Source organism: Nonomuraea sp. NPDC049709, assembly GCF_040674815.1.
In the GTDB taxonomy this organism is placed as follows: domain Bacteria; phylum Actinomycetota; class Actinomycetes; order Streptosporangiales; family Streptosporangiaceae; genus Nonomuraea.
In genome coordinates this window covers 1-26,420 of record NZ_JBFANM010000062.1, presented here as the reverse complement: position 1 = coordinate 26,420, position 26,420 = coordinate 1, and the positions used below count along the sequence as shown (strand labels likewise).

Here is a 26,420-nt window from a genome sequence, read left to right as displayed (position 1 = left end):
TCTCGATCTTCCATGCGGCGAGGGCCTGGTACGCGGGGAGCCGCTGACGGCGTCGACGTCGAATGCGGCCTCATCGGCGACCTCGAAGCCACGCTGGTGGTGGCCGGCCTGCAGGCTTCAAGCGTGTACGCCGCCGACACCACGACGATCTAACCCGGGCTTCCTCAAGCTGGGTGCCTCTCACGGTGCGACCAGCGCCGGCGGCGGAACTTTCGAGGGAGTGAAGACGACCCTCCACAGCGGCACGGTGACGGTTCCCGAGCTGGGTGAGCGGCAGGCCGGGATGACCTTCCGGACCGAGGAAACCCGTCAAGATCACGGCCCCGCCCAAGCATCTCATCACCGACGAATGGTGATCGACGATCTGCCCGACAACACGATCGACGCCATCGCCAGCCCCGCGGGCAGCGCTCGCCGCCGGAACGCGGTGCCAGCGAGGCGGAGGCGAATCGTCCTCGTCGTCGCACTCATCGCCAAGGGTGAGGTGCCAGCCGCCGATGCACGCGACGGTCGCGGCCGTCCCGCTCGGCGCCGGCATCGGCGGGACGTCGGCGCGGCTGGAGGTCGAGGGGCGGCCTACTTGCCCTGGCTCGCGGTCAGACGGTCTCATCCAACTGTGCGGCCACCTGCTCCAGTCCGCTCTTGATGAGCTGCCCATACTCGTCGTCGCCAAGTGCGCCGATCCCGTCCCGCGCATGCTGGAGGTGCTCACGGGCGCGGTCGAGATCGCCCAGCTTGCGATAGCACTCGCTCAGGTTCAGGTGCAACGACGGATACAAGCCGGCCACCGAAAGCGGCACCCCGGCTTGGGCCACCCGCTCATCGGTGATCAGCCCGACGGCGGCGAGCGCGCGCAGATCCCACATCAGCTCCTGGTTCACGTCGTCCTGCACATCGGCCATCGAGTGGGCAAGAACGCAGACATGCAGCGGGTCGCCTTGCTCGCCGCCGATGTCGTCCCAGATCTGCGCGAACAACTCGCGAGCGGCTTCACGCTGGCCCTGGTGGTGATTCAACTCCACCCCCTGACCGATCCGGGCCATCGTGGGGTCGGCGGTCATGAGCGGCTCCTTCACCGTCGCAGGGATCGCGGTCAGCCTACCTGTATACGTGGCTTGATGACCTTCAACCGGCTGACCGGCAGGTTCGCTGGACAACTCCAGATGACCATCGGCGCCACGACGCGCCAGGTGCTCGTCCCGGGTCCCGCCGCCCGCGGCATGGACGTGGCGCTCTTCCGGCTGCGTCGCGAGTCCCGGGGCTCCCGCCCCGCCTCACCCGCTGAGCCTCGTGCCTGGTGAAGTCGGTTCGGTGAGCTCGACCTGGAGAGGACGGGCGCTGCCGCCGTTGGCGCCCGGCGCCGAGCAGGAGGTCACCGCCACCAGCAGGTCGTGCTCGGCCACGAAAGTCATGCTCTGGCCTGCCTTCGACACGGGTGGCAGGACTGCCAGGCGCCCGTCGGGGGCGATGGTGGAGTTCATGAAGAAGTTGACGGCGATCGTCACCGTCGTCGCCGGGACCCCGAACGCCGCCAGCGGCACGGTCAGGTTGTCCAGGCAGTTCGGGTGTGGGCCGGTCACGCCGTACTCGATCTCGAACATCTCCTGGCTGCACGGCGCGTACAGGAAGTCATGCACGCCCACCTCATCCTCGGCGATCTTCAGCAGTGGACGGCTGCGCCGCGAGTACAGCACCGAACCCGTGGACGGCCTGAGGGTGCCGCCGTAGTCGAACGTGCGGCCGTTGCTCAGGCCGTCGTGGAGATCGTCGGCCGCAACGGCGAACAGGTCGCCCGACTGGCCGCCCTCGACATCGATGATCTTCAGGAGGGTGCCGGCGTTCGTTTGGCCACCCGCCTGGACGTCTCACGGACCCCCGTCCGCGAAGCCCTGCATTCGCTGGCCGCCCACGGCCTGGTCATCCGCTCGTCACGCACCTGGACCGTGCGCAAGCTCGATGTGCGGGACGTGCGGGAGATCTACGAGATCCGGTGCGCCCTGGAGTGCGAGGCGGCGCGCCTGGCCGCGATCCGCCGATCATCGGCGCAGGCTCACGCCATCCACGAGGCCAACCTCGCCAGCCGAGCCGTGTTGCACGGCGCCGCCACCGACTTCACGCCCGCCAGCGAGCACGTGCACGGCCTCTTCGTGCGCGCCGCCAACAACCAGCGGCTGGTCCAGGAGATCGACCGGACGCGCCTGATCTACTTCAGCCGCCCCATCGCGGCCATGTACGCGGCCGAGGAGATCGAGGAGTCCATCGCCGAGCATGAGGCAGTTGCCCGGGCCATCGACGCTCAGGATCCCTCGGCAGCGGAGGCAGCGATGAGACGGCACATCGAGCACGCCCTCCAGCACGTCATCCAGAAACTGGCCTGGCTCGGCTGACCTCAGAGATGCACGGCCGGCGCGCTGACGATCAGCGCTCACCTTGAGGAGGCGCTGGTGCTGGACGCCCCCACCTCCAGCCGGCTCGGGGGCATCGCCGCGTTCTGCCCCGGGGGTGTCCGTCCCGCCGGCCGCGACGTCCTCACAGACGCTGCAGCCCGGCCACCCGCAGCAGGTCCAGCGCCGTCGCCTCGGGAGTTCCCGGCTCCGCCGAGTACATGAGCACCGTCTGGTCGGTGTCCGGGAGCAGCAGGGTGTCGCAGTCGAGCGTGATCGTTCCGACCTCGGGGTGGTTGACGGACTTGGTCGCGCTGCGCCAGGGCACCGAACGTGCCTCCCGCCAGAGCTGCTCGAAGGGCGGGCTGCCCCGGCGCAGTTCAGCGATCAACCGTCTCAGGTCGGGATCGTCCGGGTAGCGGGCCTGGGCGGCGCGCAGGGTGCCGACCGCGGCGCGCGCCGCAGCCTCGTCCTCGTCCGGATCCGCCCCGGCCTGGCAGCGGCTGCTGCCGAGGAACCGTTGCCAGATGAGATTCCGCTTGCGCTGCGGCCAGGCGGACATGTCGCCCTGAAGCGCCGCGCCCAGCGGGTTCCAGGCCAGCACGTCCCCCTTCGCGGACAGCACGAGCACCGGCAGGTCCGACATCCGGTCCAGCAGGCGTAGCACGCTCGGCCGTACGACCATGGCCACGCGCCCGGCCTGGGGCGGCTGGTGGCCCGCGAGCCGGAAGACGAGGTCGCGGTCGTCGTCGTTCAACCGCAGGGCCTGGGCCAGCGCGGCGACGACCTGCCCCGACGGCCGGGGGCCGCGCCCCTGCTCCAGCCGGACCACGTAATCGACGCTCAGCCCCGCGAGCGTGGCCACTTCCTCGCGGCGCAAGCCCCGCACCTGGCGGCGCGGCCCGGACGGCAGCCCGACGTCCTGCGGTCGCACGCGGTCACGCGCGCGACGCAGCACCTCGGCGAGTTCGGCGCGGTTCACCTCTCCATCGTGCCGCAAAGATCGCACGGCGGGGTGGTACCGCCGGTCCCATGGCTCACCGGTCCTGGCGGGGCAGGGCGGCGCGTACCGATCATCGACTCATGGCAGACGCGAACACGGTGGCACTGGTCACCGGAGCGAACAAGGGGCTGGGCCGCGAGACCGCGCGCCGCCTGGCCGGGAGGAACTGGCGGGTGTTCCTGGCCGCCAGGGATCGGGAACGCGGCATGCGCACGGTGGACGAACTGGCCGGCGAAGGGCTCGAAGTGGAGTTCGTCGAGCTGGACGTGGCCTGCGACGAGTCCGTCGCGGCGGCGGCCGAGGCCGTCGCCGCCCGCGTGGACCGCCTGGACGTCCTGGTCAACAACGCCGGGATCGGCAGCCCGGTGCTGGATCCGGCCGGCACCGGGGTCGACACGGTCCGGCAGGTGTACGAGGTCAATGTGTTCGGCCAGGTGCGGGTGACGCATGCGTTCCTGCCGTTGCTGCGCAGGTCCGCACGGCCTCGCGTCGTCATGGTCTCCAGCGCTCTGGCCTCGCTGGCCCACGCCGCCGACCCCGCCCGACCCGAATCCGGCTTCCTGAACCTGGCCTACGCCTCGTCCAAGACCGCACTCAATATGATCGTTTCCCAGTACGCCCGCGCCCTGGACGGATTCAAGATCAACGCAGCGGACCCGGGCTTCCCCGCCACCGACATGAACCAGCACACCGGCATCCACACCGTCACCGAGGGCACCGACGCGATCATCCGGCTGGCGACCCTGGACGCGGCCGGACCGACCGGCGGGTTCTTCGATCGCGACGGCGCTGTCCCCTGGTAGGAGCAAGAACCATGACCAAGATCCTGACGATCGGCCTCCACCCCCGCGAGCTCGACTACAACCTGCACCCGGGCCTGGACGAGGCGACGCTCACCGCTCGGATCGAGCAGGGCCACAGGGCTCTGCAGGAGGCGGGCTTCGACGCCGAGCTGTGCCTGGTCGACGCCGACCCGGACGCGGCCGAGAAAGCCGTCCGCGAACGACTGTCCCAGGCATCGTTCGGCCTGGCCGGCATCGGAGCCGGCCTGCGCTTTGCGCCCGAGCACACCATCCTCTTCGAACGCTTGATCAACGTGCTGGTGGGGGCCTCACCCGGGATCCGGTTCTTCTTCAACAGCTCGCCCGAGACGACGATCGATGCCATTCGCCGCCACCTGCCCGGACCCTCCTGAGCCGCCCGGCCCCGGTCCCGGGCGGCCGCCCGGGTCCCGCGGTCGGCGCGGCACGTCCACGCCGCAACCACGGCGTCTACGGCGCCCCGATCTCGGGCTCGGCCAGCGCGACCAGCTTGCGTTCGTCAGATCGTCCCAGCACGGGTCGAGCGGGGAGCCCGAGGGAGGCGGCCGGTTCGGGCTCGGCGACCAATATGGGCTCCGGCTGGACGGAGACGTCGACGAGTTCCAGCCGCAATCCCAGGCCTGTCATCCAGTGGTAGGTGAAGGGACGGCCGTACGGGCGAGCGTCGAAGTCCAGCGGCCAGCCCTTCTCGGCGAGACGGGCCGCACAGTCGTCGATCCTGGAGGCCCAGAATCCGCGGTGGTCGCAGCGGGCTCCCCCGCCGGGATCCCAGGGGCTGCCCGCGGGCCCCTCGATCAACTCGGTGTAGAGCGGACCGTACCGGGAGAAGACGATGCGGTAGGCCCAGTCGCCCAGCCGTCCTTCCCGCACCGGCTATCCGTCGCGGTGGCGTGGGACGTGTTCGCGCGCGGGGATTCCTGACGCGCATCAGGCGAGTTCCGTCCAGGCGCGGGCGAGCACCCTCGCCACCCGCACGGGCCCGCCCGTGCCCGGCCGGTAGACGGCGGCCTCGCCCTCCGCCAGTTCGATCCCGTCCAGCGCGCGCGTGTAGTGGCCGTGGACGACGAGCACGTTGTTCCGCCCGGACGCGGGAGCCTGACGCAGCAGCGGCTCCAGGCGGCGGGCGGCCAGCCGGTCGGCGGGCTCGTCCTCCGGCCACAGGCGCTCCAGCTCCGGCGTGGCCGTGGCACGCCCGAAAGCGAGTCTGCCGGTCTCCTTCGTGCGGCAGTAGGGGCTGGTCAGCACGTCCGCGACGGGGATGCCGAGCTCGCGGAACGCCCGGCCGATCGCGTGGGCGTCGGCCCGGCCCGCGTCCGACAGGTTCCGCTGCGTGCCGCAATCGCCGAGATCGACGTCGCCGGCATCGGGGGTGGCATGATCGGTCGCCGCGTGCCGGAAGACGACATGGTGACCACCGTCCCGAAGCGCCTCCAGCAACGCCCGGCCGGTCAGGGCCTCTCCGCCCGGCGTCCCGAAGCTCCCGCCCGGCGTCGGCGTGGCTGTCGCTGACGTGCCACCCGCCGCCGCCCGCGCACCGTCGCGATCCTCCGGCCCGCCGGCGCAACCCGTGGCGCTCCCCACGACCAGCGCGACGATGACGAACCACAGGCGCCGCGGATGAAGAAGATTGCCTTTGCCCATACGCACCTGACCTCCATGATCGGAATCCACAGGGGCAGCATGCCCAGGACACCCGAAAAGCCGGAGAAAGGTCCGCGCCGTGGAGCGGGAAGTCCTGCTCGGCGCGCTGCGCCTGGGTGTGCGGCGGTTTCCGCCGCTGCGCGTGCGGGCCGTCTTCCGGCCGTCCGAGAGGCCTGACCCGGGCGAGCACCACCACCTGCTCGTGCCCCCCGCGGGGCAGGATCCGGCGCGTCGAAAGCCGCCGAGACGTCGAACCGACTCCTGAACGGGGCCGCCGATCGACCATCCGCGCAGCGGGAACCCGCAGACCAGTCTTATCTGGAACGGACAGTCAATTTTACGCTCGCTCGAACCGGCCGGGGAAGGCAAGGCGCCGACCTGCTGGTCGAGCCGGGGGTCCGCCTACTTCGACGCGCCCCGCCCAGGGGTGGTCAGGCCGCCTGCTCCCCGTGTCACGGCCCGTTGCGGGCCGCTGGGGGATGTTCGGGATGCTGGACTCGCCCGTGGGAGTGACTTTCCGAGACACGGGGGGATATGGCCGGGACGGGTCCATGCTCCCGTGGAATTCTTGGTCTCCTACGGGTGGACGATCGGCACCAGGCGTGCGGCTCCGGCGACACCAGTGGTGGCTGAGCTAGGCCACTTCCCCCTGGCCGGTCGGTGGCGGGCCGGCGGGGGTTCGCCGCCCACGCCCTGGCTCGGCTCACAGGAGGAGTACGTCATGACGGCGACCATGCGGGCGATCGTCCAGCACGCCTACGGCGGGCCGGAGGTGCTGCAGCTCGCTGAGGTGTCCCGGCCAGAGCCGGGGGTCACCGAGGTGCTGGTCCGGGTGCATGCCGCCGGGGTCAACCCGATCGACGGCAAGACCCGCGCCGGCGGCGGCTTCGCCCCCCACGTGGGCCGGCCGCCGTTCATCCCCGGCTGGGACCTGTCGGGCGTGGTGGAGCAGATCGGCTACGGCGTGACCCGCTTCCAGCCGGGCGATGAGGTGTACGGCATGCCGAACTTTCCGCACCGTGCCGGCACGTACGCCGAGTTCGTCGCGGTGCGCTCGCGCCAGCTCGCCCGCAAACCCGCGAGCCTGTCGCACGTGCAGGCCGCGGCGCTGCCGCTGGCGGGGCTGACCGCCTGGCAGTCCCTGGTCGACACCGCCCAGGCAGGGCCCGGCATGCGCGTGCTGATCCACGCGGCGGCGGGCGGCGTCGGCCATCTGGCGGTGCAGATCGCCCACGCGCGGGGCGCGTACGTGATCGGCACCGCCCGCGCCGCCAAGCACGACTTCGTGCGTGCGCTGGGAGCCGATGAGGTGATCGACTACACCGCCGTCGCGTTCGAGGACGCCGTCGAGCCGGTGGACGTGGTGCTCGACCTCGTCGGTGGCGAGACCCGCCGCCGCTCGCTGGAGGTGCTGGCCGACGGCGGACTGCTCATCCCGCTGCCGCGCGGGCTGGACGTCTCACAGGAGGCGGCCGAGCGCGGCCTGCGGGTGGCGCCCGTCATCGTCGAGCCCGACTACCGCGGCCTGGAACACCTGGCCGAGCTGGCCGACTCCGGCCAGCTGAAGGTCAGCGTGTCCCGGGAACTGCCGCTGGCACAGGCCGCCCAGGCGCACCGTTACCTCGACGCGGGAGGCGCCACCGGCAAGACCGTCCTCACCGTGATCACCCCGAGCTGACCGCGGCGCTCCGAAACATCGGCCCCCGCCGGAATCTCATCCACGCGACGACCGCGCGCCTGGCCGCCTGCTCAGGCTCCCGCCTTCGCGTCGCCGCCGATGCGGCGCGGACCCGGACGATGAGCGAAACTCCGGCGCGGTCTCGAACCAATGGTCGTGTCGTGGCATCCAACAAGATCACAGCATCGGAAGGGACTCATGTGATCATCTGGCTGAACGGCAGCTTCGGGGCGGGCGACCATGTCACCGTGGATGGGCCTTTCGCCAGACGACCGGGGCTGCCCATGACGCAGGGTGCCCTCGCAGCCGTGAACGTGTCCCAGGCATGGTGATCCGCAAACGCGCCCCACAATCCACGCAGCGCATCGACGTGAGCCGCCTTCCCGAAGACGTCGTGGCGCTGATCGACGCCCTCGAGCCTGGTGAGAGCCTGGTCCTCACGCGTGACGGCGCGTCGATCGCGACGATCTCCAGCACCGTTGACGTGGTCCAAGGTGCCATCGTCGATCGCGACGCGCCGGATGAGGCCACCGATCAAGCACCGGTCGACTACGAGTCCGTGACAGTCGTGGCCACCGCGATGGAGCTGTCGACCGCGGCTCGGGTCGCGCTGTCCACCCAGCTCGGGGCCGACTACGTAGTGCTCGACATGCATGCGGCTCCCGCAACGACCGATGTGCTGCTGGTACCGGCAGGCAGCCCGCAGCTGATCGCGGCGCTCCGGTCGATGTTCCCGAAAGCTCGGGTCGTCGTCACCGAGATCGAGGACCCCGAGCTCGGAGTCCAGTACCACGGCCCGGTCCGACGGCTGCTCGACGCCGGCGCTGACGCGTACCTGCCTCCGGCGACCATCCCCCACCTGGCCAGGCAGCTTGACTACACCCTGAATCCAGGGCGCGAGATCGCCGGCGGGGCCGCGACACCACTGCAGATCGCATCGACCGTGGAGCCGGCAGATCCGGACGACGAATGACCCCGCGCCTCTTCCCTGGACCGTCGGCCGGCAGATCATCGTGGCCACGGGAGCTCCGGGCCATCGCGGGCGGGTACGGTCAAGCGGGCCCGTCACCGGAGGCGAACCTTCAGCACTGCTTCGACAGTGACATGGGCTTGCTTCGCCACGGAGAACCATCTTGGAGATCGCGCGACGGGAAGGGGGTGCTGCGGTCCCGCGGGTATCGCACCCTGGTGCGGTGGACGACGTGGCGGAACTGCTGGACCGGATCTGGCGGACGGATGCGGCCGGCATGCTCGGCGCGCTCAGCCGGCGGCTGGGCGACTTCGACCGGGCCGAGGAGGCGCTGGCGGACGCGCTGGCCGAGGCGCTCAAGCGCTGGCCCGGCGAGGGTCTGCCGGAGAGCCCCACCGGTTGGCTGGTCACCACGGGCTGGCGCAAGGCGCTGGACCGGCTGCGCCGCGACGCCGTCGGCCGCAGGAAGGCGGCACAGTTGGCCGCGGAACCGCCGCCGGAACCGGGCGTGGACGATCGGCTGGCCATGGTTTTCGCGTGCTGCCATCCGGACCTCGCCGAGCCGGCCCGGGTCGCGCTGACGCTGTACGCCGCCGGCGGCCTGAGCACGGCCGAGATCGCCGCCGCGTTCCTGGTGCCGCTGCCGACGATGGCGCAGCGGCTTTCCCGGGCCAAGCGCCAGCTGCGGGAGCGCTGCATCCGGTTCGAGGTGCCACAGCCGCATGAGTACGCCGACCGGCTGCCGGCCGTGCTCGCGGTGATCTACCTGGTGTTCAACGAGGGGTATCTGTCCAGTGGCCGGTCCCTCCAGCGACGCGAGCTGGCCCGCGAGGGGGTCGAGCTGGCGCGCCAGCTCGACGTGCTGCTGCCCCGCGAGCCGGAGGCCGCCGGCCTGGCCGCCTTGCTGGAGCTGCACCACGCCCGCGCCGCCGCGCGGTTCGACTCGTGGGGCCGCATCGTGCTGCTCGAACAGCAGGACCGGAGGCTGTGGGACAAGGCGGCCATCGAACAGGCGGCGCTGCGGCTGCGGGCGGCGGTGCGCCAGGGCCGGCCCGGGCCGTACCAGCTGCAGGCCGGCATCGCCGCGCTACACGCCCTGGCCACCTCGTACGAGGCCGTCAACTGGGCCGACGTGCGGGCGCTGTACGACCGGTTGTACGCGTTGGACCCGTCGCCGGTGGTGCTGCTGAACCGGGCAGTGGCCACGCGGTTCGCGATGGGCCCGGCCCCGGCGCTGGACGAGGTCGACGCGCTCGGGGACCGGCTTGCCGGTTACCACCTGTGGCACGCCGCCCGGGCCGACCTGTTGGGCACGCTCGACCGGCCGGCCGAGGCGCTGACGGCGGCGGAGCGGGCGCTGGAACTGGCGACGAACCCGGCCGAACGGGAGCTGATGTCGCGTCGGGTGGGCGAGCTGAGGCGCCGGCTGTGAGACCGGCGCCCAGCCTCACCGCTATTCGCGGCTCATCACCGGACGAACCTCCAGCGCGCTCATCCCGGCGGCGAGGGGCCAGGTGGCGGCGATCCGCGTGGCCTCGTCAATGTCGTCGCACTCCAGCATGACGATCGCGCCGATGACCTCCTTGAGCTCCAGGTACGGTCCGTCGGTGATCACCGGCTGCCCGCTCGCGCCGGCGCGCACTGTCTTCGCCGTGTCCCGGGGCTGTAGCTCGGCGCCGCCGTCGGCGATCTTGCCGGTCGGCTGCCACCGCTCGAACCACTCGTAGACCTGCTTCATCACGTCCTGCTCGTCGGCCGGGGACAGCGCGGTCCACTCGCGGTCGTCGCCGACGATCAGCATCGCGTACTTCATCGTCACTCCTCGTGGTTGGAAGGGCTCTGTCGTCCGTGTGACGAACGGCCGGCACCGGTCCTCGACAGGTCCCGCCGAATTTCCTGCCGGACTTTCGGCGGCCAACGGCTCCAGGGTCGCATCCGCGACGACCGTCCCGAAGACACCCGGTCCAAGACGCGCCACGAGCGGCCGGCCGGCGCTTACAGCTCGCTGGTGTTCCTGGTCGGTGGCGTGTGGTGAGCGGGCTGCCGGTGCGGCGTCGGCGCGCTCGCGCTCGTACGGCGCCGGTGGTGGTCTCGCGGATCAGGCAGGCGCTGTGGCCTCTCGAATGGTCTGTCGAGTACTGGCATCGCCGACCTGCGGTTCGCCGTCCGTGACTGGGATGGTCACTGGTCTGGCCGGGCAGTTCTTGTCCGAGGTGGCGGATTCGAGGGAACGGGACGCCGGCCTGCCAGCCACATCGTGAGTTCCTCCACAAGAGTGCCGGTGAGTGTCTCGAAGCGCGGTGTCCGGCGTTCGGGATCGGGCTGGCCGGCCATCCGGCGTTGCGCGCCGCGCCAGGACCGCGAGTGCATCCACGGTGGCTTGAAACTCATCATCTCTTCGTGGATCTCGTTCATGAGCTGGAACAAGCGCTGCTCGAACCCCTCATCCACCGCCGCGATCGTCGCTATGTTGACCGCGCAACTGTTGAAGAAGGCCACGCGCGCCTCGTCCAGCTGGAGCAGCCATTCCCGCCGGTCACGCCGTTCTGGCGAACGGCTCAGCCGCATGACAGCACGCATCAGCGCCTCGGTATCACGAATCAGCGTTCGAGCGGCGTTCCTGGCATCGATGATCAGCGCCTGTCTGTGCGCCTGCCGCCCCGTGCCGGCGACGACCGCCCAAGCGGTGAGAGCCGCCACGATGCCGCCGATGACAGCGCTGATTCCGCCCTGCAGAAGGTTCGCCCACCAGTCCATGGAGTGTGATCTACCGGCAAACTCCGGCCCACGCCAGCGGAGAAGGGCCATCAGCCATTCCCGGCGCAGTCGACGTCGTCTGCCACACCAGGTGAGCACTCGCCGCGTTCCCGCGCGGTCACGAGCGCATCTGCACCCTCATGGCGCCGCTGACGCACTCGGTGTAGGTGTTGGGGCCGGTCGGGCGCTCGCTGCAGGTCCAGTCCTTGCCGTCCACATAGACCGTGACCGGTCTCCCGCCGGCCCCTGCCCAGGCGTTGGCCACGTTCTGCGCGGTGGCGCACAGTTCGGGATGGGGCTCTCCGTCCAGGCTGGCCACCGCGAAGACGTCACCGCCCGGCCCGGGCCCGCAGTCGATCGCATCCGCGGGCAGCGGTTCGGACAGCCCGGCACCGATGGACTGCGAGGCGGCCGGGGCGATCGAGGCGTGAGCGGCGGGTCGTGCCGGCGCGTCGGCGACGGCCGGCGTCGAGGGACTGCCGGCGGCGAATGCGGCCACGGCCAGCAGCGCGACAGAGGTACGGATCGTCATCGTGCCCATGCGAGGACTCCTCCGAATGGTCCGGACACCTCCCGACCTCTCCACCATGACCCGGCAGGCGGCGATGGTGCGTCATGGCCGGACGACGATTGTCCAAGCTTGGGTACGGTTCGCACCGGCAACGGCGATCCAAACCCGCCACCCTTGCCCACTATCGTCGGCACGCTGTCGTCCGCCTGGCGGGCGCGGCCCCGCGGCATGGAACGGGGAACGACGTAGCGGGCCGGCGATGCGACCCAACGCGCAGCGCATGGGCAGGCGTTGATCGGGTAGGTCGCGCGCTATGGCCGATGCGGAGGGATATCAGGGTGGGTTGCTCGCTGGTCGTTACCGGCTGCAGGCCGAGCTCGGCCGGGGCGGGATGGGCCGGGTCTGGCGCGGTTACGACGAGTTGCTGGATCGCCCGGTCGCGGTCAAGGAGGTCACCTTGGACCAGCGGCCGCCGTGCGAACGCGAGGTGCTGCTGGGCCGCACGATGAGCGAGGCCCGTCTGGCCGCCCGGCTGTCCCATCCGCACATCGCCACCGTCTACGACGTGGTCGTGGCCGACGGACGGCCGTGGATCGTCCTGCAGTTGGTCTGCGCCCCCACCCTGGCCGACGTGCTGGCCGCACGGGGACCCCTGGCGCCGACCGCGGTGGCCAGGATCGGCCTGCAGGTGCTGGAGGCGCTGCAGGTGGCGCACGCCGCCGGCATCGTGCACCGCGACGTCAAGCCCGCCAACGTCCTGCTGGACGGCGACCATGCGGTACTGACCGATTTCGGTCTGGCCACCAGCCGGCAGCAGCCGGAGGGCCACACCCAAGCGGGCCTGGTGGTCGGTACTCCCGCCTACATCGCCCCCGAACGGGCCCGCGGCGCGGCACCGAGCCCGCCCAGTGACCTGTGGTCGCTGGGCGTCATGCTGTACACCGCGGTCGAGGGCCGCTGCCCCTTCGAGCAAGGCAGCGCCCTGGCCACCCTCAGCGCCGTCCTCACCGCCGAGCCGGCCCCGTTCGACCTCGCCGGCCCGCTGGCGCCCCTCATCACCGGCCTGCTGGACAAGGACCCGGACCGCCGCACCGGCATCGACGACGCCCGCCGGCACCTGCACCGCATCAGCTCCCCTTCCCTCGATCGAATGCCGGTCACCGGCGCCATGGCTGCGGTGACAGCGCCGATGGATACGGCCGTGCCCGCCCCGGCGCCGCCGCCGTCCCGCCCCGCCGGCTCCGCTCCCGCGGGAAGCCTCACGTCGTCTCCCGCCCGCAAGGCTCCCTCCCGGATGCGGCCGGCCGCTGATCCGGCCGGGCGCCGGCCGTGGACCACGCACCTCCGGCCCGCAGCGGCGGCGACCGTCCTGGTCGCCGCCGTGCTGGTAGCCACCTCCTGGCCGAGCCGGCCTGCCGGCGGGCCCGCCGCGGAGCGGCGGATACCCGCCGCCACCATGCCCACCGAGTCGGCCCCGCCGCCATCGACCGCGCGCCTGCAGGCGCGGCCCGCGGCCATCAACCGCGGCACGCCGACCGCCCGGCACCGGGCCGAACCGCCCGCGCCGTCCGCAGTGGCCTCCGTGCCGCCGGGCCAGGCCAAGAAGGCCGGCAAGAAGGGCGCGGTCGGACTCGGGCACAAGCTGCGCTCGCCCGGCAAGGGCGGCGGCAAAGGGCGCAAGTGATCAGAATGCGGGTGCGGTTCGCGGGAGGGTTGCGCGAGCCTGGGGGCGGCGGGGGCCTTGGTACGGTGCGCTCTGGCACTGGCCACCCGTCCTCGTCGCTTCGCCGCACGCCGGCTGCTCGAGGTGCGACGGCCGGGGGCGGGGCTGCGGCGAGGCCGTCTTTCGCCTGCCCGTCTGTCGGGGCCGTTCGCTACGGTCCCGGCATGAGGATGATCGCCATCGAAGATCATTGGCCCGAGTACGGAACCATCGTCGTCCGGGACACCTCGGGTGTGGACCCGGCGTTCAGGCAGGTGCCGGATCTCGCCCTGCTGGGCGAGCACGACCTGCACGCGCAACCCGGCGGTACGATCGCCCGAGCAGGCGACGGATGGTTACAGGCGTCATCCCGCGACGCCCGCCATGACGTACGTCTGGAAGCCCATCCCACTCCCCCGCCCCTCGACGACGGCTGGCACGACATCGTCGAGAGCCCCTACCACAGCGCCACCGGCTCGGTGATGCTGACCACAGTGCTGCACAGTGAGAGCTACGGCGACAGGCCGCTCGATCTCGGTCCGCCCGGGTTCTACCGGGTGCGTGTCTGTTGCCGCAGGACGGCGCCGGAGGTGCCCGGCTTCGAGGCCGCCGCCGGCGATCTGTGGCGGATGCAGTTCTGGGCGACGCCGGCACCGCCGTGCCCTCCCCGATGGCTGGCGCGCAGCCGCCCCGCCGTACGACCGGGAAACACCGGATGGCGAGCCGTGCTCGGGATCGCGTGCGAGGAGGTGCTGCACGCCCTGCGCGTGGCCGCGGCCGACGGCGCGGTCGGCGCGGAACGGATCGCCGCCGCCTATCAGCCGTGGTCCAGCATGTCAGGTGGCTGGAACGCGCCCCTTGCCGACGACCTGTCGCCGTTCGCGGCCCAGTTGGGCGTGCCCTCTCCGGCCACCCGCCGGGACCTGCTCCCGCTGCTGGCCGCCGCCGGTCTGATAGTGGCCCATTCCACCGGCCGGGAGACGCGTTACCGCCCGGTCGCGGAGCCGCCCTCTGCCGAGACGGTGCTGCGCCTTCCCGATGAACAGGTGGCCGCCATCCGGCGCCAGGACGCCTTCGCCCGCTACACCTCGTTCGCCGCCGACCTGGCCGCCGTCGCGGTGTGGAGCCCGGACCAGACCGTCTCGGCGACGCCGGCCGAGCTGGCTGACCGGTTGCTGGCCACCCCGGAGGAGATTCGCGACACCCTGCGCTACGGCGCCGAGCGCGGGCTGCTCCGCACGTCCGGCGAGACCGTCTACACCGCGCTGCCGCGACCGCCCGAGCCGCCCCAGCCGGGCCGCCGGGCTCGCAGGCAGGTTTGAAGGACGGTACGACCCTTCTCCGAATGCCTGGCCCGCCTGGTAAAGCCCCGGGTTCCGGCGCGCCCGGACGTAGCGGCGCAATGGCATAGGAGCCGCCGCCGACCCGACACCTCCATGCGCGAGGCACCGGCCCCAGGCGACAGCCGCCCGGCCTTCACCTGCGGCAGAACCTGCTCCAGCGATCAACGGCGCGCCGGCCCAGGACTGGCTGGCCGCGCCGTGGCCGGTCCGGCAGGACACGCTCCTGAGCGCGTACGGCAAGCGGTTGTGCCCCGGGCGCGAAGTCAGGGCGCACAGAAGCAGTTGTCCTTTGCCGGCCACGTGCACGCTTTCTCGATGCCGAACCCGCAGCGCAGGTGACGCCGGTCCCGAACGGAAATCCTGTCCCCGCCCTTGCGGCGGAACAACCATGCGCGGGTCCGTTCCTCTCCCCGGGACAAGGACCGAGGCCACCGTGTGACGCGCGGGCCGTCGGAGCGCTGTCCGCCGTGTTGGTCCGGCTCGTCGGTGAGCCCACGGTGGCGGGCGAGGCGCGGAAGGCGGCGCGTGAACTCCGCCCTGTCGCTGAAATCCCATTCCTGGCCATCGGGCTCAGCGAGAAAGGTAAGGAAGGGGAATTTGCTGTCGATCCCCCGCGCCCGGACGGCTTCCCCCACGTGGGCCGTTTCCACACCTGTGACTCGCCGGTACGCGCTGGAGGCCACGTACGAGAGCAACTCGAACTTCGGATAATCCTCGTCCGGCCATACCTGACGCCGGATCTGCGTCACCCGCCCGAGCCGGAACCTGCCATCCCTGGATGGCGAGGTCCGCTCGTGGGAGAAGTTCCGCGACAGCTCGAAGAGCCGCTGAATTTCCGGAAGCTCCACAATCCGATCAGGAACGCCGGCGACCTTGTCGAAGGAATCGCGGCCGAGGCTGATCAGCCAATCCACGAAATACTCGAAGCCATCGGACGACCCGAAGCCGGTGATGGTCCAGCACGCCGCGTACATGTCCCAGGAGCAGGCCCGGTTGGCGCAGATCGTGAACCAGGCCTCGAAGTCCACGATCTCCTCGGCCGGCAGGCGTGAAAGGTGATGCGCAAGCCAGTCCAGTCGCTCCCGCCGGTTGCCGGTCTCCTGGGCGGAGCGCTCCACAAGTTCCCAGAAACCGTCGATTTCCATGAGCTTGATCATGGCATTCGGTGAACCTGGATAGACGGCGAATTCGTACGGACCGCAGTTCAGCGCGGTGACGGGATGGGCCGGCGGCCAGGAAAGGAGCCGGGCTCCCGCAACGGGGGCTTTCGGCCCCACTTCCGGATGGCTACGATCGGGCACCGATCACCTGTGTGGAGATCTTTCGTCTTGGGTTCACCGACCGGCGAGGAGAGTGTCCTGCACGTGGCTGGATGGGGCAGGGGCAGGCAGCGCCGGACGAAGGCCCTGAACGATGAGAGCGAGCCGGCGGAGTCGATCACCGACGGGCCGCGACGACCGGCCGGCGCCCGCCGGCTGCGGTTGCGTACCGTGCTGATCATCATGGTGATCGTGCCGAGCGTGACGTTCACCCCGCTGCTGGCGTCCGGCATGTCACAGCTGTTCACGCAATGGCGGGCGGAGAAGGCCCAGATGGATCTGGCCACCGCGACGGCCGGCAGGCCCGCGGCCGACCTGTTCTTCGCCCTTGATCAGGAGCGCCGGCTCACCGCGAAGGTGCAGGCCGACCCTGGGAGCGCCGCCCGTGAGAGGCTCGCCGAGCAGCGCGCGGCGACCGACCAGGCCGTGCGCGCCTTCCGCCCCCTGGCGACCCTGAACGTCGCCGACGCGCAGGACGGGCTCGCCGACGCCGTCTCCCGTACCGAACGCAACCTCGGCCTCCTCGACCAGCAGCGCCGGGCGGTGGACGCGGGCTGGTCCAGCGGCCGGGAGGCGTTCGACTACTACAGCGGCGTCATCGAGTCGGACCTCAGCGTGCTGACCGTCCTCAGCAACACCGACGAGGGCCAGGTGAACACCGAGGCGCAGACGCTGGTCGACCTCTTCTGGACCATCGACATGGTCGGCCGCGAAGACGCCATTCTGGCTCGCGGCTGGGAGACCGGGCGGCTGACGAGGACCGAGTACGGCCTCGCCGCCGAGGCCATCGGCACCAGGAACCACCTCATGCACGCCCGCGTGCTGCCCGCCCTCGCGGGCGAGGAGACCCGGTACGCGAAGCTCACCGACGGCCGGGCGTGGCAGACCATGACCGCCGTGGAAGGGCGGCTGACGCTCGCCGCGGGCAGTTCCGAGGGCGATCAGGTGCGGCTCCGCGACGACGACGCCGCGTGGCGCTCGGCGATGGAGGCGCTCACCGCGCAACTGCGCGAACTTCTCGGCCTGCGCTTCGAGCATGTCAGCAGGATCGGCTACGGGCACGCCGACATGATCTTCACGGTCTTCGTCAGCATCTCCAGCGTGGGCCTGCTCGCTCTGGGCCTGGTGGTCTTCACCAGCTGGCGCCTGACCGCCGTTCTCCGGCGGCGCATCCTGCATCTGCGCCACGACGCCCACGAACTCCAGGAGCGGCTGCCCGACGTGGTCGCCCGGCTGGAGCGCGGCGAGGACGTCGACGTGGACGCGGAAGTACGCATGATCGAGCCCACCGGCGACGAACTCGGCGAGCTCGGCCAGGCCCTCAACATGGCCCGCCGCAGCGCCGTCCGCACCGCCGTGCGGCAGGCCGACCAGCACCGCGGCTTCCAGCGCATGCTCCAGCGCATCGCGCGCCGTACCCAGATCCTGATCGGCCTGCAGCTGAAGAAGCTGGACGAGCTGGAGCGCAGGCACGAGAACCCCGAGGTGCTGGAGGGCCTGTTCGACCTGGACCACCTCACCGCCCGGCTGCGCCGCTACGAGGAGAACCTGGTGATCCTCGGCGGCGGGCAGCCGCAGCGCCGCTGGCGCAGGCCCGTACCGCTGCTCGACATCCTGCGCGCGGCCCAGAGCGAGGTCCAGGACTACCGCCGGATCTCGATCGACGTCGAGGACGAGCCCTGGATGGCCGAGCGCGCGGTGGGACCGCTGATCCACGTCCTGGCGGAGCTGATGGAGAACGCCACCACCTTCTCCAAGCCGCTGACCCCGGTCGAGGTGCGGGCCGCACCGGTCAGCCGGGGCGTCGCCGTGGAGATCGAGGACCGCGGCCTGGGCATGGAACCCGAGCAGTACGAGGCCGTCAACGCCCTGCTGCAGGCACCGCCGCAGCTGGACGTGATGACCCACGCCGACGACGTGCGTCTGGGCCTGTACGTGGTCGCCCGGCTGTCTGCGAGCCTGGGCCTGCAGGTGGAACTGCGCTCGTCGGCGTTCGGCGGCACCCGGGTCATCGTGCTCCTCCCCGAAGCGCTGGTGGTGGACCGCCCGCCCGCCGAGCCCGGCCCCGCCACCCTCCCTGAGGAGGTCCCCCAGGAGGCGGCCGCCGCTCGGCCCCGTCCGCCGCACGAGGACGGCGCCTTGCCGGCCCGCACCAGAGGACGCGCGATGGCTTCCGTCACCGCACCCGCGGGGCCGCCGGATCGGGCCGGGGCACCGGCCTCGTCCGGTCCCCGGCCGCTGCCCCGGCGGGTGCGCCAGGCCAGCCTGGCCGAGGAGCTCAAGGTCCCGGCGGACCCGAATGACCGCGGCGACCAGGAGAGCTGGGCCGTCCGCGAGCAGCCCAGCCGATCCAGCGCCATGATCGGCGCCTTCCAACGGCAGTCCCGCAGGCGCCGCACCGGTGACGACGCCCAGACCGGGCCGAGCGGATCGGCCGAACCCCCTTCCCCGACGACGGAAGATCGATGATGACGCAGCGCACCACCGCCACCAACACGGACCTGGACTGGCTGCTCGACGGCCTGGTCAGCCAGGTCGCGGGCACCCGGCACGCCATCGTGCTGTCCGACGACGGCCTGGTGATCAGCCGGTCGCGGACCATCGAACGCGCGAACGCCGAACGCCTGGCCGCGATCGCCACCGGCCAGCAGAGCCTGGCTCGCGGCGCCGGGCAGCTCTTCGGCGGCGGGCCGGTCCACCAGGTCATCATCGAGATGGCCGAGCTGTGGCTCTTCATCACTGCCGCGGGCCGGGGCACCCACCTGGCCGTGGTCGCCTCCCAGGAGGTCGACGCCGAGCTCATGAGCGTCGCGATGCACACCCTGATCCAGCAGGTCGGACAGAACCTGGGCACTGACGCGCGCCCCCCGCAGGGCCGTGACGTCGGAGGACACGGATGAATCACTGGACGGAGGGGCTTGCCGACGATGACGCCGACCAGCCCCTTGTCCGTCCCTACACGATCACCGGCGGACGAACCGCTCCCGAGCGGGACGACCTGACATTGATCACCGTGATGACGGCGGTGTCCGGGGTCCCCGCGGAGAGGGGACGCGGCCAGCGGGGGCTGCAGCCGGAGCACCGCACCATCGTCGCGTTGTGCCGGCGGCCCCTGGCGGTGGCCGAGATCGCCGCCGCGCTGAACCTGCCGGTGTCGGTGGCCAAGATCCTCATCGGTGACCTGATCGAGTCGGGCCGGCTGCGAGCCCGGCCACCGCTGGCTTTCGCGCAGGCAGGCGGTCTCCCCGATATGGCGATACTTGAGGCGGTGCGGGATGGGTTACGGGAACTCTGACCACGGGGACGACGCTCCCCTGGCCGTGAAGATCCTGATCGCCGGTGGGTTCGGCGTCGGGAAGACGACCCTGGTCGGCGCGGTGAGCGAGGTCGCCCCCCTGCGTACCGAGGAGTATCTGACCCATGCCAGCGTCGGCGTCGATGATCTGGACGGGGTGAGCGGCAAGTCCACCACCACCGTCGCGCTGGACTTCGGCCGGATCACCATCAACAGCCGGCTCGTGCTCTATCTGTTCGGCACCCCCGGGCAGGAACGCTTCTGGTTCATGTGGAACGACCTCGTCAACGGGGCGCTGGGCGCGATCGTCCTGGTGGACACCCGCCGGCTGGAGGTGAGCTTCGCCTCCATCGACTTCTTCGAGAGCCGCGGTGTCCCCTTCGTCGTCGGCGTCAACTGCTTCCACGGCGTCCGGGACCGTACGCGGGAGGAGATCCGCACGGCGCTCGATCTCGATCCGCAGGTGCCCCTGGTGCTCTGTGACGCCCGCGACCGCGGGGAGGGGCGCGATGTGCTGCTGGCGCTGATCGACCAGCTGATGGCCGTCCAGCCCCGCGCCACACCGCACCCCGTGACCTGACCGGACGCGGTCACCGGCCGGCGGTCGAGGTGTTCAGGCGCGGCCGTTGGCCGCGCACCACCCTGCCCAGGTGGTGGCGCCCTTGCCGAGCTGCTTGGTGTGGAAGGACGTCCAGGAGTTCTCGCTCGGCCCCGGAGCGCTGGGAGCGGCCTTGTACAGCGGGTGGTTCGCCTCGACCTCGGCCCGCAGCCACGGCTCGATCTGGCCGTAGGAGCCCAGCGACCAGCTGCGGGCGTGGTAGGTGAGCTGGCCGCGCACGTCGGTCTCGGCCAGGCACATGAACGGCGCCCACGGGCTGGTCCGCGCCCAGCCGATCTTCGTCTTCATCGCGCCGGTCGGGACGCCGGATCCGGTACGGGCCACCACCTCGCGCCCGTCGACGGAGAAGTCGAACATCTCCTGCGCGGCGTACACGCCGCCGACGAGGCCGAACCGCTCGCCGAGCGTGGTGGCGAAGTTCGCGCGTACGCCGATGTCGCTCGTCCACACCGTCTCGTCGTGCAGCTGCTGCAGCGGCGGGCCCGCGTAGGAGGAGGTGATCGTGAACGGGCCGAAGTTGACCATGTCGTTGTTGATGGGGACGACCGGGTAGGTCTTGCCGTCGATCGGGTTCTTCCATTCGCGCAGGACGCGCTGCGGATCCGCCGGGTCGGTGTAGAAGACGATCTCCCGGGAGAGCTGGTAGAGCTGGTTGGTGTCAGGGACCCGGTAGAGCCGCCGGATGTTGTAGCCCTCGATGTTGAACAGTTTCTGGCCGTGCCGCATCGCCGGGTCCAGGCTGTTGCCCTCGATGTTCGCGTACACCGATCCGGAGATCCGGAACACCATGTCCTTTCCGTCCGGACGTCCGAACGTCTGTAAGGACAGTTTCCCGCTCTTGTCGGTGACCGTCGCGTAAACCGGTCCGGGATGTGTGGAGCCGGCGGGTACGTCGTGCGCCGCCGCACCCGTAGTGCCGGAGCTGAGGAGTATGGCGATCGGGACCAGCAGCCCCTTGATGCCTTTTCTGATCACGTTCGGCCTTTCGTGCCGCGAAGGAAGCGAACAGCGCCATATTGTGATCATGTCCCGCGAAGGCTTGTCCAGCCCGGCGATCAGCGGGCCGCCATCGGGCCCCGGGCACCCGGCATGCGGGAGAAGGACACCGTGGCCGGGTGTTCCCGGTGACTAGTGGCGGTGGTCGGTGACGGCGGCGAGCGCGTCCCCGCTGGAGTGTTCCAGAGCGGTGAGGTGGGCGCGGATGGTGTCGACGTTCGCCTCTTCGTCCTCGGTCTGCTGGTTGCCCAACGTGGTGAGGATCTCCAGGGCCAGCCGCCAATGCCGGCGTGCCTCTTCGTGCCGGCCCAGCGTGTGGCAGGCGTGGGCGACCCCGTCGTGGGCACGGGCCTCGTCGTCCGGCTGGTTGAGGTCCGTCGCCAGCGCGAGCGCCCGCTGGTGGTGGTCGAGCGACTCCGCCGGCCGTCCGGCGGCGCGCCACAGCCGTCCCAGCCCCTGGACGGCTTCGAACTGCCAGTTGGGGCTGCCGATCTCCGTGGCGATGTCGAGCACCTGTTGGTAGGTGCTGGCGGCCGCCGGCAGGCGACCGCGCAAGCGATGGATGTCGCCGAGGCTGCTCAGCGTGTCCAGCTCGCCGGTACGGTGCCCGGTCGCGCGGGCGATGGGCAGGGCGCGCGCGAAGTTGTCCGCCGCCTCCTCCAGACGGCCGAGGGCGCGGAGGACGTGACCCAGGCCGCTCAGCGACTTGAGTTCGCCGGTGCGGTGCCCGAGCGCTCTGGCGATGTCCAGCGCCTGAGCGAAGTCGTCGGCGCTCCGCTCGTGCAGGCCCAGCATGCGGTGGACGTCACCGAGGCCGGTCAGGGAGTCGAGCTCGCCGGTGCGGTTGCCGATGGCGTGTGCGATGGCCAGAGCGCGCTCGAACACCTCGGCCGCTTGCTGGTACCGGCCCCGCCGCCGGTGGGTCCAGCCCAGGCCGTTGAGCGCGCCGAGCTCGCCCCGGCGATCGCTGGTCTCCTGAGCGATGTCCAGAGCCTGCCCGAGGTGGGCGGCGGCCTGTCCGTGCAGTCCCCGGGCCGAGCTGATCTCGCCGAGGCCGAGCAGCGCCTCGATCTCGCCGGAGCGGTTGCCCGTCACGCGGGCGGCCGTCAGCGCGCGATGGAGGATGGCCTCGGCCTCGATGTAGCGGCCGCGGGTGCGCAGGCACCGGTGCAGGGCGGCGGACAGTTGCACGGCACGGTCGCCGAACCCGTGGTCGGCGGCGTGTGCTGCGACGGCGACCAGGTTGGCCAGCTCCGCGTCCAGCCAGGTGGACGCCTGCGCCGCCGAACGCATGGCCGGAGCGGCGACCCGGGCGGCACGGACGGCCGGGCGCTTGTCCGCCTCGTACGGGTAGAGCGTGTCCACCGCTGCCGTCACGGCCGTGCCGTAGTAGTCGAGCAGCCGGCCGGTCGCCGCCCCGCTCTCGACGCCGTCGTGGCCGGCCGCCACGGCGGCGTGCTCGCGGACGAGGTCGTGGAAGCGGTACCGGCCGGCGACGGGCTCTTGCAAGAGGTGGACGTCGAGTAACTGGTCGAGCAGTTGCCTGGCCGCCGGGACGGGAGCGCCGAGCAGCGCGGCGGCCGTGTGGACGTCGAAATCCTTCCCGGGATGCGTGCCCATCAGCCGGTAGGCGCGCTGCTGGCCGGGGGTGAGCTCGCGGTAGGACAGATCGAGGGCGGCGGTGAGGCTTCGTTCTCCCGCCTGGAGCTCGTCGAGCCGCGGTTCGTGCTCGTCCATCCGTTCGAGCAGGTCCTCGACGTTCCAGGAGGGGTGGGACCGCAGGCGGGCGCCCGCGATGTAGATGGCCAGCGGCAGCATGGCACAGCGCTGAACGGTCTGGTGGAGCAGATCGGTCGGTGTCCGCACAAGGCGGTTGTGCCCGGCCGCATGGACGAACATCGCGAGAGCGTCAGTGGACGAGGGGATGTCGAGGCTGACGGTGTGGGTGCGCTCGAGGCCCGTCAGACGGCCACGGCTGGTGATGATGACCATGCACCCGCCGGCCCCGGGTAACAACGGGCGCACCTGTCGTTCGCTCACCGCGTTGTCGAGCACGATCAGTGCCCGGCGGTCGGCGAGCACGCTGCGGTAGAGCGCCGAACGTTCGTCGAGCTCGGGCGGTATCCGCTCGCCGGCCAGGCCGAGGCCGCGCAGGAGCTGGTCGAGCGCGTCGCCGGCGTCGACCGGTGCCCGTCCTTGCGTGTAGCCGTACAGGTCGACGAACAGGGTTCCGTCGGGGAAGTGGGGCGTCAGCCGGTGAGCGGCGTGGATGGCGAACGTGGTCTTGCCGATCCCGGCCATCCCGTCGACGGCGATGATCTTCACCGGCGGGCCGTGGCCGCTGTCGGGATCGACGCTGTGCTGCTGATGGGAGTGGACGTTCTCCAGATCGGCGAGCTCCTGCTCCCTGCCGATGAACACGGCGACGTTGGCCGGCAACTGGCGCGGCACCGGCACTTCCGTCCCTGTCCGCCGAGGCAGGGCGGCCGATGTGGCGGTGACCAGAGCCTCCCGCTCAGCGGCGCTGAGCCCGAGAGCGTCCGCCAGGAGCTGCAACGAGGCGCCACGGGGCCGGACCTGGATGCCTCGCTCGAGCCGCCGAACGGTGCGGACGCTGAGGCCGGCCTGGGCGGCCAGCTGCTCCTGGGTCAGCAGTGCCCGCTCCCGCCAGCCACGCAGCAACGTGCCCCGAATGATCTCCGCTTGCTGGGATCCTCCGCCGACACCGTGTGCACCTGACGACTTGTCCACTCGACCTCCGGCGTCCGAACAGCGATGACATGCCTGTGCGCGCTTGCTGGTGGCCTTGCCGGCTCGGACCAGACAATACATGAGCATGTCATCGCGGCGCCGGGTCCGCCGCCGGCGAGGTCTTCGCGATGCGGGGCGCTGCCGCAGGTCAGCGCCCTGTGTTCAGCGCCCTCTGTTCAGCGCCCTCTGTTCAGCGCCCTCTGTTCAGCGCCCTCTGTTCAGCGCCCTCTGTTCAGCGCGAGCGTCAGCCCCGCACGCAACTCGTCATGCGGAGCTCGCTCCCGGCATCTTCAGCACTTTTCTAGGTCCAGACCCGCGGGCTTTCCAGGGATCCGATCTTCGCATTGCTGCTGTTGAATACCGTGATCCTCGAGATATACGTCCATGGTGTGTTGGAGTCCCGGTAGAGGACGATATCGGAATGCACCCTGTTACAGGGCTGATGCGACGACAGGTTGGCCACCCGGCCGCCGGTGACCGGCGCAAGCCGGTCCCACTCGATGAGATAGACGATGTAATAGGAGCAGCCGGCCGGTAATCCCGCGGTGTAGGAGTCGGCTCGGAAATAGCCGCCCGACACGGATATGCAGGGGTAGGTGTTCTTGAAGCCGTTGGAGTCGTACGCCGCCCGGCAGCCGCCGCCTTCCAGTGCCCCGGCCGATCCTGCGCCTTGCGCGGACCGGGCCAGGCCTGGTGTGGCGAGAAGGAGTATCAGGCTGAAGCAGGTTGCGAGGACGGCTGTCATTCGTCTCATGGTTTCCCCCTGTGAACGGAACGCTCCCGGCCGATGGCACCCGCCCCGTGTACGTGCGGATGTCGCTTCCGATTCGGTCGCGGGCATCGCCGATTACGGCATGCCCGGCAATCACCGAACCGTTCCAGAAGCTTGACACCTCTGGAGCGTGCGGGTTTGCCGCTGTGCGTCCACTTCCTTGACCTCCGGCGCCATGAGATCGAGGATGAGCACATGCCTGGCGGGGCCTGGTCCAGGGGATGTCTGCGGGGGCGACAGGTGGCTTTGACGGTGGTTCGGCTCGACGACGTCCCTGTCAAGGACAGGTTCGCTTTCTGGTGGCAGGCGGTCGCCGAGTCGGTGGTATCGGTGGACGCTTTCAGCGAACATGTCGACGACTTCTGGGCGGAGATGCGTACCGTCGACCTGGGTGCGCTGCGGCTGTCGAGGGTCAGATGTTCCGGTTTCGAGGCGCGCAGAAATGCGAACAGGATTCGACGCGCCAACTCCGATGCCTACCAAGTGGCACTTTCCTTTCGCGGCCGATCCGGAATCGTCCAGGAAAACCAGGAGACGACGCTGGCTCCTGCGGACCTGACGCTCTACGACGCCTCCCGTCCTTTCGTGGCGTGGAGCTTTCCCGGCGAGCACGGCGCGTCGGGAGGTTCCCACGACGAGATATCCGACGGGCTGATATTGCACGTCCCCCACAGCGCCCTGGCGCTCCCCCGCTCTACCCTGCAGCGGTTACTCGCCAAGCGGATCTCCGGGCGTGAGAGCGTGGCCGCGCTTTTCAGCGGACTGCTTCACCAGGTGCTGGCCCAGGCCGCGCGCATGACCCGAGCCGACACCGAGCGGCTGTCGGGGGTCATCGTCGATCTCCTCACTTCCGTGCTCGCCCATGAATTGGAGACCGACCCCTCGCCTTTCGTGACGGATCCCGGTGCGGTGCTCGTTCTTCGTGTCCAGGCGTTCATCGAGCGACATTTGGATGACTTGGAGCTCTCGGCGGCCGGCATCGCCGCCGCCCACCACGTTTCCCTGCGCCACATGCAGCGGCTCTTCCAGAAGGAGGGCTGCACCGTCACCGGCTGGATCCAGCAGCGGCGGCTCGAACGCTGTCACCGCGCGCTGGCCGATCCCCTGTTGGACGGTCGCCCTATCAGGGTCATCGCCGCCTGCTGGGGTTTCACCAACGAAGCGCACTTCAACCGGCTCTTCCGAAAGACCTACGGGGCCCCTCCGGCGACCTACCGGCGTCACCTCCGATACAGCCAGTCCCAACAGGGGTGACGCCCACAAGCCTGGGCCGTCGGAATCGACGCCGACGGGGAGATGCACGTGCTGGGCATTTGGGTGGGATGCGGATGGCCTGGTCGGCGACGGTCGAAGACCAGGCCCGCAGGGTGGCGAAGCCGTGTCAGTTTCCGGCCGTGCGCTCGCGTTCGTGTTCGGCGTTGATGCGCAGCGCCTCGGCGAGCTGGTCTTCCAGGATGATGATCCGGCAGGCGGCTTCCACGGGGGTGCCCTGGTCGACGAGCTCCCGGGCACGCGCGGCCAGGCGCAGCTGGTAGCGGGAGTAGCGGCGGTGGCCGCCGCTGGAGCGTTTCGGCTCGATCAGTTTGGCGGCGCCCAGGGCCCGGAGGAACGTGGGGGTGACCCCGAGCATCTCCGCGGCCGTGCCCATACTGTAGGCGGGGTAGTCCTCATCGTCGAACCGGTCATCGGCGCCGTCCGCAACGCTGTGCGTGCCGCTGTCCGCGGCGCCGGCGGGCGGCGCCTGCTTGCCGCCGCGGCGGGTGTGGGCTGGATGGGTTTATGGGCAACAGCCCCGAGGTGGCCCGCCTGACCGGCATCAGGACCGGCCGGCTGACCGTCGGGGTCTACACGCTGGCCG

General features: G+C 70.7%; 28 protein-coding genes. 15 read left to right on the top strand and 13 right to left on the bottom strand.

Going from position 1 to position 26,420, the window contains the following annotated elements; translation table 11 throughout:
- Positions 1–12 precede the first annotated feature (12 nt).
- Entirely contained in the window at positions 13–153 is a 141-nt protein-coding gene (locus AB0J69_RS44285; protein ID WP_364131093.1) for a hypothetical protein, read from the top strand.
- Between the two features lie 443 nt (positions 154–596).
- Here AB0J69_RS44285 and AB0J69_RS44280 read toward each other — a convergent pair whose 3' ends face one another.
- Positions 597–1,061: a hypothetical protein gene (locus tag AB0J69_RS44280; protein WP_364131090.1), complete on the bottom strand. Its 465-nt coding sequence runs from the start codon at positions 1,059–1,061 to the stop codon at positions 597–599.
- Between the two features lie 57 nt (positions 1,062–1,118).
- Here AB0J69_RS44280 and AB0J69_RS44275 point away from each other — a divergent pair, with 57 nt between their 5' ends.
- A complete protein-coding gene (locus AB0J69_RS44275; protein ID WP_364131088.1) occupies positions 1,119–1,301 on the top strand; it encodes a hypothetical protein in 183 nt (60 codons plus the stop codon).
- Here the strand turns inward: AB0J69_RS44275 and AB0J69_RS44270 are convergent.
- Entirely contained in the window at positions 1,275–1,787 is a 513-nt protein-coding gene (locus AB0J69_RS44270; protein WP_364131219.1) for an urea carboxylase-associated family protein, read from the bottom strand. The two genes, AB0J69_RS44275 and AB0J69_RS44270, sit on opposite strands and share 27 nt — an antisense overlap.
- Between AB0J69_RS44270 and AB0J69_RS44265 the strand changes: the two genes are divergently transcribed.
- A complete protein-coding gene (locus tag AB0J69_RS44265) occupies positions 1,758–2,387 on the top strand; it encodes a GntR family transcriptional regulator (protein WP_364131085.1) in 630 nt (209 codons plus the stop codon). The genes AB0J69_RS44270 and AB0J69_RS44265 overlap by 30 nt on opposite strands.
- 142 nt (positions 2,388–2,529) lie before the next feature.
- On the opposite strand, the gene AB0J69_RS44260 is transcribed toward AB0J69_RS44265, so the two are convergent.
- Positions 2,530–3,366, bottom strand: a complete 837-nt coding sequence (locus AB0J69_RS44260) for a helix-turn-helix transcriptional regulator (protein WP_364131082.1) — start codon at positions 3,364–3,366, stop codon at positions 2,530–2,532.
- Positions 3,367–3,467: 101 nt separating this feature from the next.
- Here AB0J69_RS44260 and AB0J69_RS44255 point away from each other — a divergent pair, with 101 nt between their 5' ends.
- The gene (locus AB0J69_RS44255; RefSeq protein ID WP_364131079.1) at positions 3,468–4,190 is read left to right on the top strand and encodes an SDR family NAD(P)-dependent oxidoreductase; all 723 of its coding nucleotides are present in this window, start codon (positions 3,468–3,470) and stop codon (positions 4,188–4,190) included.
- 11 nt (positions 4,191–4,201) lie between these two features.
- On the top strand, positions 4,202–4,582 hold the full coding sequence (locus AB0J69_RS44250; protein ID WP_364131076.1) for a hypothetical protein: 381 nt from the start codon (positions 4,202–4,204) through the stop codon (positions 4,580–4,582).
- A gap of 76 nt (positions 4,583–4,658) precedes the next feature.
- Here AB0J69_RS44250 and AB0J69_RS44245 read toward each other — a convergent pair whose 3' ends face one another.
- Together AB0J69_RS44245 and AB0J69_RS44240 are read right to left on the bottom strand one after the other, a co-directional pair.
- On the bottom strand, positions 4,659–5,078 hold the full coding sequence (locus AB0J69_RS44245; protein WP_364131073.1) for a VOC family protein: 420 nt from the start codon (positions 5,076–5,078) through the stop codon (positions 4,659–4,661).
- A gap of 57 nt (positions 5,079–5,135) precedes the next feature.
- A complete protein-coding gene (locus tag AB0J69_RS44240; RefSeq protein WP_364131216.1) occupies positions 5,136–5,849 on the bottom strand; it encodes a histidine phosphatase family protein in 714 nt (237 codons plus the stop codon).
- Between the two features lie 721 nt (positions 5,850–6,570).
- Between AB0J69_RS44240 and AB0J69_RS44235 the strand changes: the two genes are divergently transcribed.
- From AB0J69_RS44235 to AB0J69_RS44225, 3 genes are all read left to right on the top strand, one after another.
- Positions 6,571–7,527 carry an NADP-dependent oxidoreductase gene (locus tag AB0J69_RS44235; protein WP_364131070.1) on the top strand — a complete coding sequence of 319 codons (957 nt, stop codon included), beginning with the start codon at positions 6,571–6,573 and terminating at the stop codon, positions 7,525–7,527.
- A 325-nt stretch (positions 7,528–7,852) separates the two neighbouring features.
- On the top strand, positions 7,853–8,500 hold the full coding sequence (locus AB0J69_RS44230; protein ID WP_364131068.1) for a hypothetical protein: 648 nt from the start codon (positions 7,853–7,855) through the stop codon (positions 8,498–8,500).
- A 220-nt stretch (positions 8,501–8,720) separates the two neighbouring features.
- Entirely contained in the window at positions 8,721–9,929 is a 1,209-nt protein-coding gene (locus tag AB0J69_RS44225) for a DUF6596 domain-containing protein (RefSeq protein ID WP_364131066.1), read from the top strand.
- 21 nt (positions 9,930–9,950) lie between these two features.
- Here the strand turns inward: AB0J69_RS44225 and AB0J69_RS44220 are convergent, their stop codons facing one another.
- From AB0J69_RS44220 to AB0J69_RS44210, 3 genes are all read right to left on the bottom strand, one after another.
- Positions 9,951–10,310 carry a YciI family protein gene (locus tag AB0J69_RS44220; protein ID WP_364131063.1) on the bottom strand — a complete coding sequence of 120 codons (360 nt, stop codon included), beginning with the start codon at positions 10,308–10,310 and terminating at the stop codon, positions 9,951–9,953.
- 368 nt (positions 10,311–10,678) lie between these two features.
- On the bottom strand, positions 10,679–11,254 hold the full coding sequence (locus AB0J69_RS44215; RefSeq protein WP_364131061.1) for a hypothetical protein: 576 nt from the start codon (positions 11,252–11,254) through the stop codon (positions 10,679–10,681).
- Positions 11,255–11,372: 118 nt separating this feature from the next.
- Positions 11,373–11,795: a hypothetical protein gene (locus tag AB0J69_RS44210; protein WP_364131059.1), complete on the bottom strand. Its 423-nt coding sequence runs from the start codon at positions 11,793–11,795 to the stop codon at positions 11,373–11,375.
- Positions 11,796–12,108: 313 nt separating this feature from the next.
- Here AB0J69_RS44210 and AB0J69_RS44205 point away from each other — a divergent pair, with 313 nt between their 5' ends.
- Positions 12,109–13,449, top strand: coding sequence for a protein kinase (locus tag AB0J69_RS44205; protein WP_364131056.1), 1,341 nt, complete (start codon positions 12,109–12,111; stop codon positions 13,447–13,449).
- Between the two features lie 203 nt (positions 13,450–13,652).
- Positions 13,653–14,789 (top strand): DUF6042 family protein, encoded by a 1,137-nt coding sequence (locus tag AB0J69_RS44200; RefSeq protein ID WP_364131054.1) that lies wholly within the window; start codon positions 13,653–13,655, stop codon positions 14,787–14,789.
- Between the two features lie 284 nt (positions 14,790–15,073).
- Here AB0J69_RS44200 and AB0J69_RS44195 read toward each other — a convergent pair whose 3' ends face one another.
- Positions 15,074–16,111 carry a DUF4240 domain-containing protein gene (locus AB0J69_RS44195; protein ID WP_364131051.1) on the bottom strand — a complete coding sequence of 346 codons (1,038 nt, stop codon included), beginning with the start codon at positions 16,109–16,111 and terminating at the stop codon, positions 15,074–15,076.
- Positions 16,112–16,138: 27 nt separating this feature from the next.
- Here AB0J69_RS44195 and AB0J69_RS44190 point away from each other — a divergent pair, with 27 nt between their 5' ends.
- Genes AB0J69_RS44190 through AB0J69_RS44175 form a run of 4 tightly spaced genes read left to right on the top strand, consistent with a single transcriptional unit; the run spans position 16,139 to position 20,004 of the window.
- Positions 16,139–18,598 carry a nitrate- and nitrite sensing domain-containing protein gene (locus tag AB0J69_RS44190; RefSeq protein ID WP_364131049.1) on the top strand — a complete coding sequence of 820 codons (2,460 nt, stop codon included), beginning with the start codon at positions 16,139–16,141 and terminating at the stop codon, positions 18,596–18,598.
- Complete coding sequence (locus AB0J69_RS44185) at positions 18,598–19,029, top strand: roadblock/LC7 domain-containing protein (protein ID WP_364131213.1); 432 nt, start codon at positions 18,598–18,600, stop codon at positions 19,027–19,029. Before AB0J69_RS44190 ends, AB0J69_RS44185 begins: the two co-directional genes overlap by 1 nt.
- Positions 19,026–19,424: a DUF742 domain-containing protein gene (locus tag AB0J69_RS44180; RefSeq protein ID WP_364131047.1), complete on the top strand. Its 399-nt coding sequence runs from the start codon at positions 19,026–19,028 to the stop codon at positions 19,422–19,424. Before AB0J69_RS44185 ends, AB0J69_RS44180 begins: the two co-directional genes overlap by 4 nt.
- Positions 19,405–20,004 carry an ATP/GTP-binding protein gene (locus AB0J69_RS44175; RefSeq protein WP_364131044.1) on the top strand — a complete coding sequence of 200 codons (600 nt, stop codon included), beginning with the start codon at positions 19,405–19,407 and terminating at the stop codon, positions 20,002–20,004. The genes AB0J69_RS44180 and AB0J69_RS44175 overlap by 20 nt, the downstream gene beginning before the upstream one ends.
- Before the next feature lie 33 nt (positions 20,005–20,037).
- Here the strand turns inward: AB0J69_RS44175 and AB0J69_RS44170 are convergent, their stop codons facing one another.
- The 3 genes from AB0J69_RS44170 to AB0J69_RS44160 all read right to left on the bottom strand — a co-directional run bounded on the left by AB0J69_RS44170 (position 20,038) and on the right by AB0J69_RS44160 (position 24,535).
- Entirely contained in the window at positions 20,038–21,018 is a 981-nt protein-coding gene (locus AB0J69_RS44170; protein ID WP_364131042.1) for a DUF1838 family protein, read from the bottom strand.
- Positions 21,019–21,171: 153 nt separating this feature from the next.
- Positions 21,172–23,721 (bottom strand): tetratricopeptide repeat protein, encoded by a 2,550-nt coding sequence (locus AB0J69_RS44165; protein WP_364131040.1) that lies wholly within the window; start codon positions 23,719–23,721, stop codon positions 21,172–21,174.
- 370 nt (positions 23,722–24,091) lie between these two features.
- Complete coding sequence (locus AB0J69_RS44160) at positions 24,092–24,535, bottom strand: hypothetical protein (RefSeq protein WP_364131037.1); 444 nt, start codon at positions 24,533–24,535, stop codon at positions 24,092–24,094.
- A gap of 267 nt (positions 24,536–24,802) precedes the next feature.
- Here AB0J69_RS44160 and AB0J69_RS44155 point away from each other — a divergent pair, with 267 nt between their 5' ends.
- Complete coding sequence (locus AB0J69_RS44155) at positions 24,803–25,816, top strand: helix-turn-helix domain-containing protein (protein ID WP_364131035.1); 1,014 nt, start codon at positions 24,803–24,805, stop codon at positions 25,814–25,816.
- 127 nt (positions 25,817–25,943) lie between these two features.
- Here AB0J69_RS44155 and AB0J69_RS44150 read toward each other — a convergent pair whose 3' ends face one another.
- Positions 25,944–26,210, bottom strand: a complete 267-nt coding sequence (locus AB0J69_RS44150; protein ID WP_364131032.1) for a MerR family transcriptional regulator — start codon at positions 26,208–26,210, stop codon at positions 25,944–25,946.
- Between the last annotated feature and the right edge of the window lie 210 nt (positions 26,211–26,420).

What these genes read in the sequence shown, in the direction of transcription:
- AB0J69_RS44285 (WP_364131093.1), top strand. Translation starts at nt 13, where the DNA reads ATGCGGCGAGGGCCTGGTACGCGGGGAGCCGCTGACGGCGTCGACGTC.
- AB0J69_RS44280 (WP_364131090.1), bottom strand. Translation starts at nt 1,061, where the DNA reads ATGACCGCCGACCCCACGATGGCCCGGATCGGTCAGGGGGTGGAGTTG.
- AB0J69_RS44275 (WP_364131088.1), top strand. Translation starts at nt 1,119, where the DNA reads ATGACCTTCAACCGGCTGACCGGCAGGTTCGCTGGACAACTCCAGATG.
- AB0J69_RS44255 (WP_364131079.1), top strand. Translation starts at nt 3,468, where the DNA reads ATGGCAGACGCGAACACGGTGGCACTGGTCACCGGAGCGAACAAGGGG.
- AB0J69_RS44250 (WP_364131076.1), top strand. Translation starts at nt 4,202, where the DNA reads ATGACCAAGATCCTGACGATCGGCCTCCACCCCCGCGAGCTCGACTAC.
- AB0J69_RS44240 (WP_364131216.1), bottom strand. Translation starts at nt 5,849, where the DNA reads ATGGGCAAAGGCAATCTTCTTCATCCGCGGCGCCTGTGGTTCGTCATC.
- AB0J69_RS44235 (WP_364131070.1), top strand. Translation starts at nt 6,571, where the DNA reads ATGACGGCGACCATGCGGGCGATCGTCCAGCACGCCTACGGCGGGCCG.
- AB0J69_RS44230 (WP_364131068.1), top strand. Translation starts at nt 7,853, where the DNA reads ATGGTGATCCGCAAACGCGCCCCACAATCCACGCAGCGCATCGACGTG.
- AB0J69_RS44220 (WP_364131063.1), bottom strand. Translation starts at nt 10,310, where the DNA reads ATGAAGTACGCGATGCTGATCGTCGGCGACGACCGCGAGTGGACCGCG.
- AB0J69_RS44215 (WP_364131061.1), bottom strand. Translation starts at nt 11,254, where the DNA reads ATGGACTGGTGGGCGAACCTTCTGCAGGGCGGAATCAGCGCTGTCATC.
- AB0J69_RS44210 (WP_364131059.1), bottom strand. Translation starts at nt 11,795, where the DNA reads ATGGGCACGATGACGATCCGTACCTCTGTCGCGCTGCTGGCCGTGGCC.
- AB0J69_RS44200 (WP_364131054.1), top strand. Translation starts at nt 13,653, where the DNA reads ATGAGGATGATCGCCATCGAAGATCATTGGCCCGAGTACGGAACCATC.
- AB0J69_RS44185 (WP_364131213.1), top strand. Translation starts at nt 18,598, where the DNA reads ATGACGCAGCGCACCACCGCCACCAACACGGACCTGGACTGGCTGCTC.
- AB0J69_RS44180 (WP_364131047.1), top strand. Translation starts at nt 19,026, where the DNA reads ATGAATCACTGGACGGAGGGGCTTGCCGACGATGACGCCGACCAGCCC.
- AB0J69_RS44175 (WP_364131044.1), top strand. Translation starts at nt 19,405, where the DNA reads ATGGGTTACGGGAACTCTGACCACGGGGACGACGCTCCCCTGGCCGTG.
- AB0J69_RS44160 (WP_364131037.1), bottom strand. Translation starts at nt 24,535, where the DNA reads ATGACAGCCGTCCTCGCAACCTGCTTCAGCCTGATACTCCTTCTCGCC.
- AB0J69_RS44150 (WP_364131032.1), bottom strand. Translation starts at nt 26,210, where the DNA reads ATGGGCACGGCCGCGGAGATGCTCGGGGTCACCCCCACGTTCCTCCGG.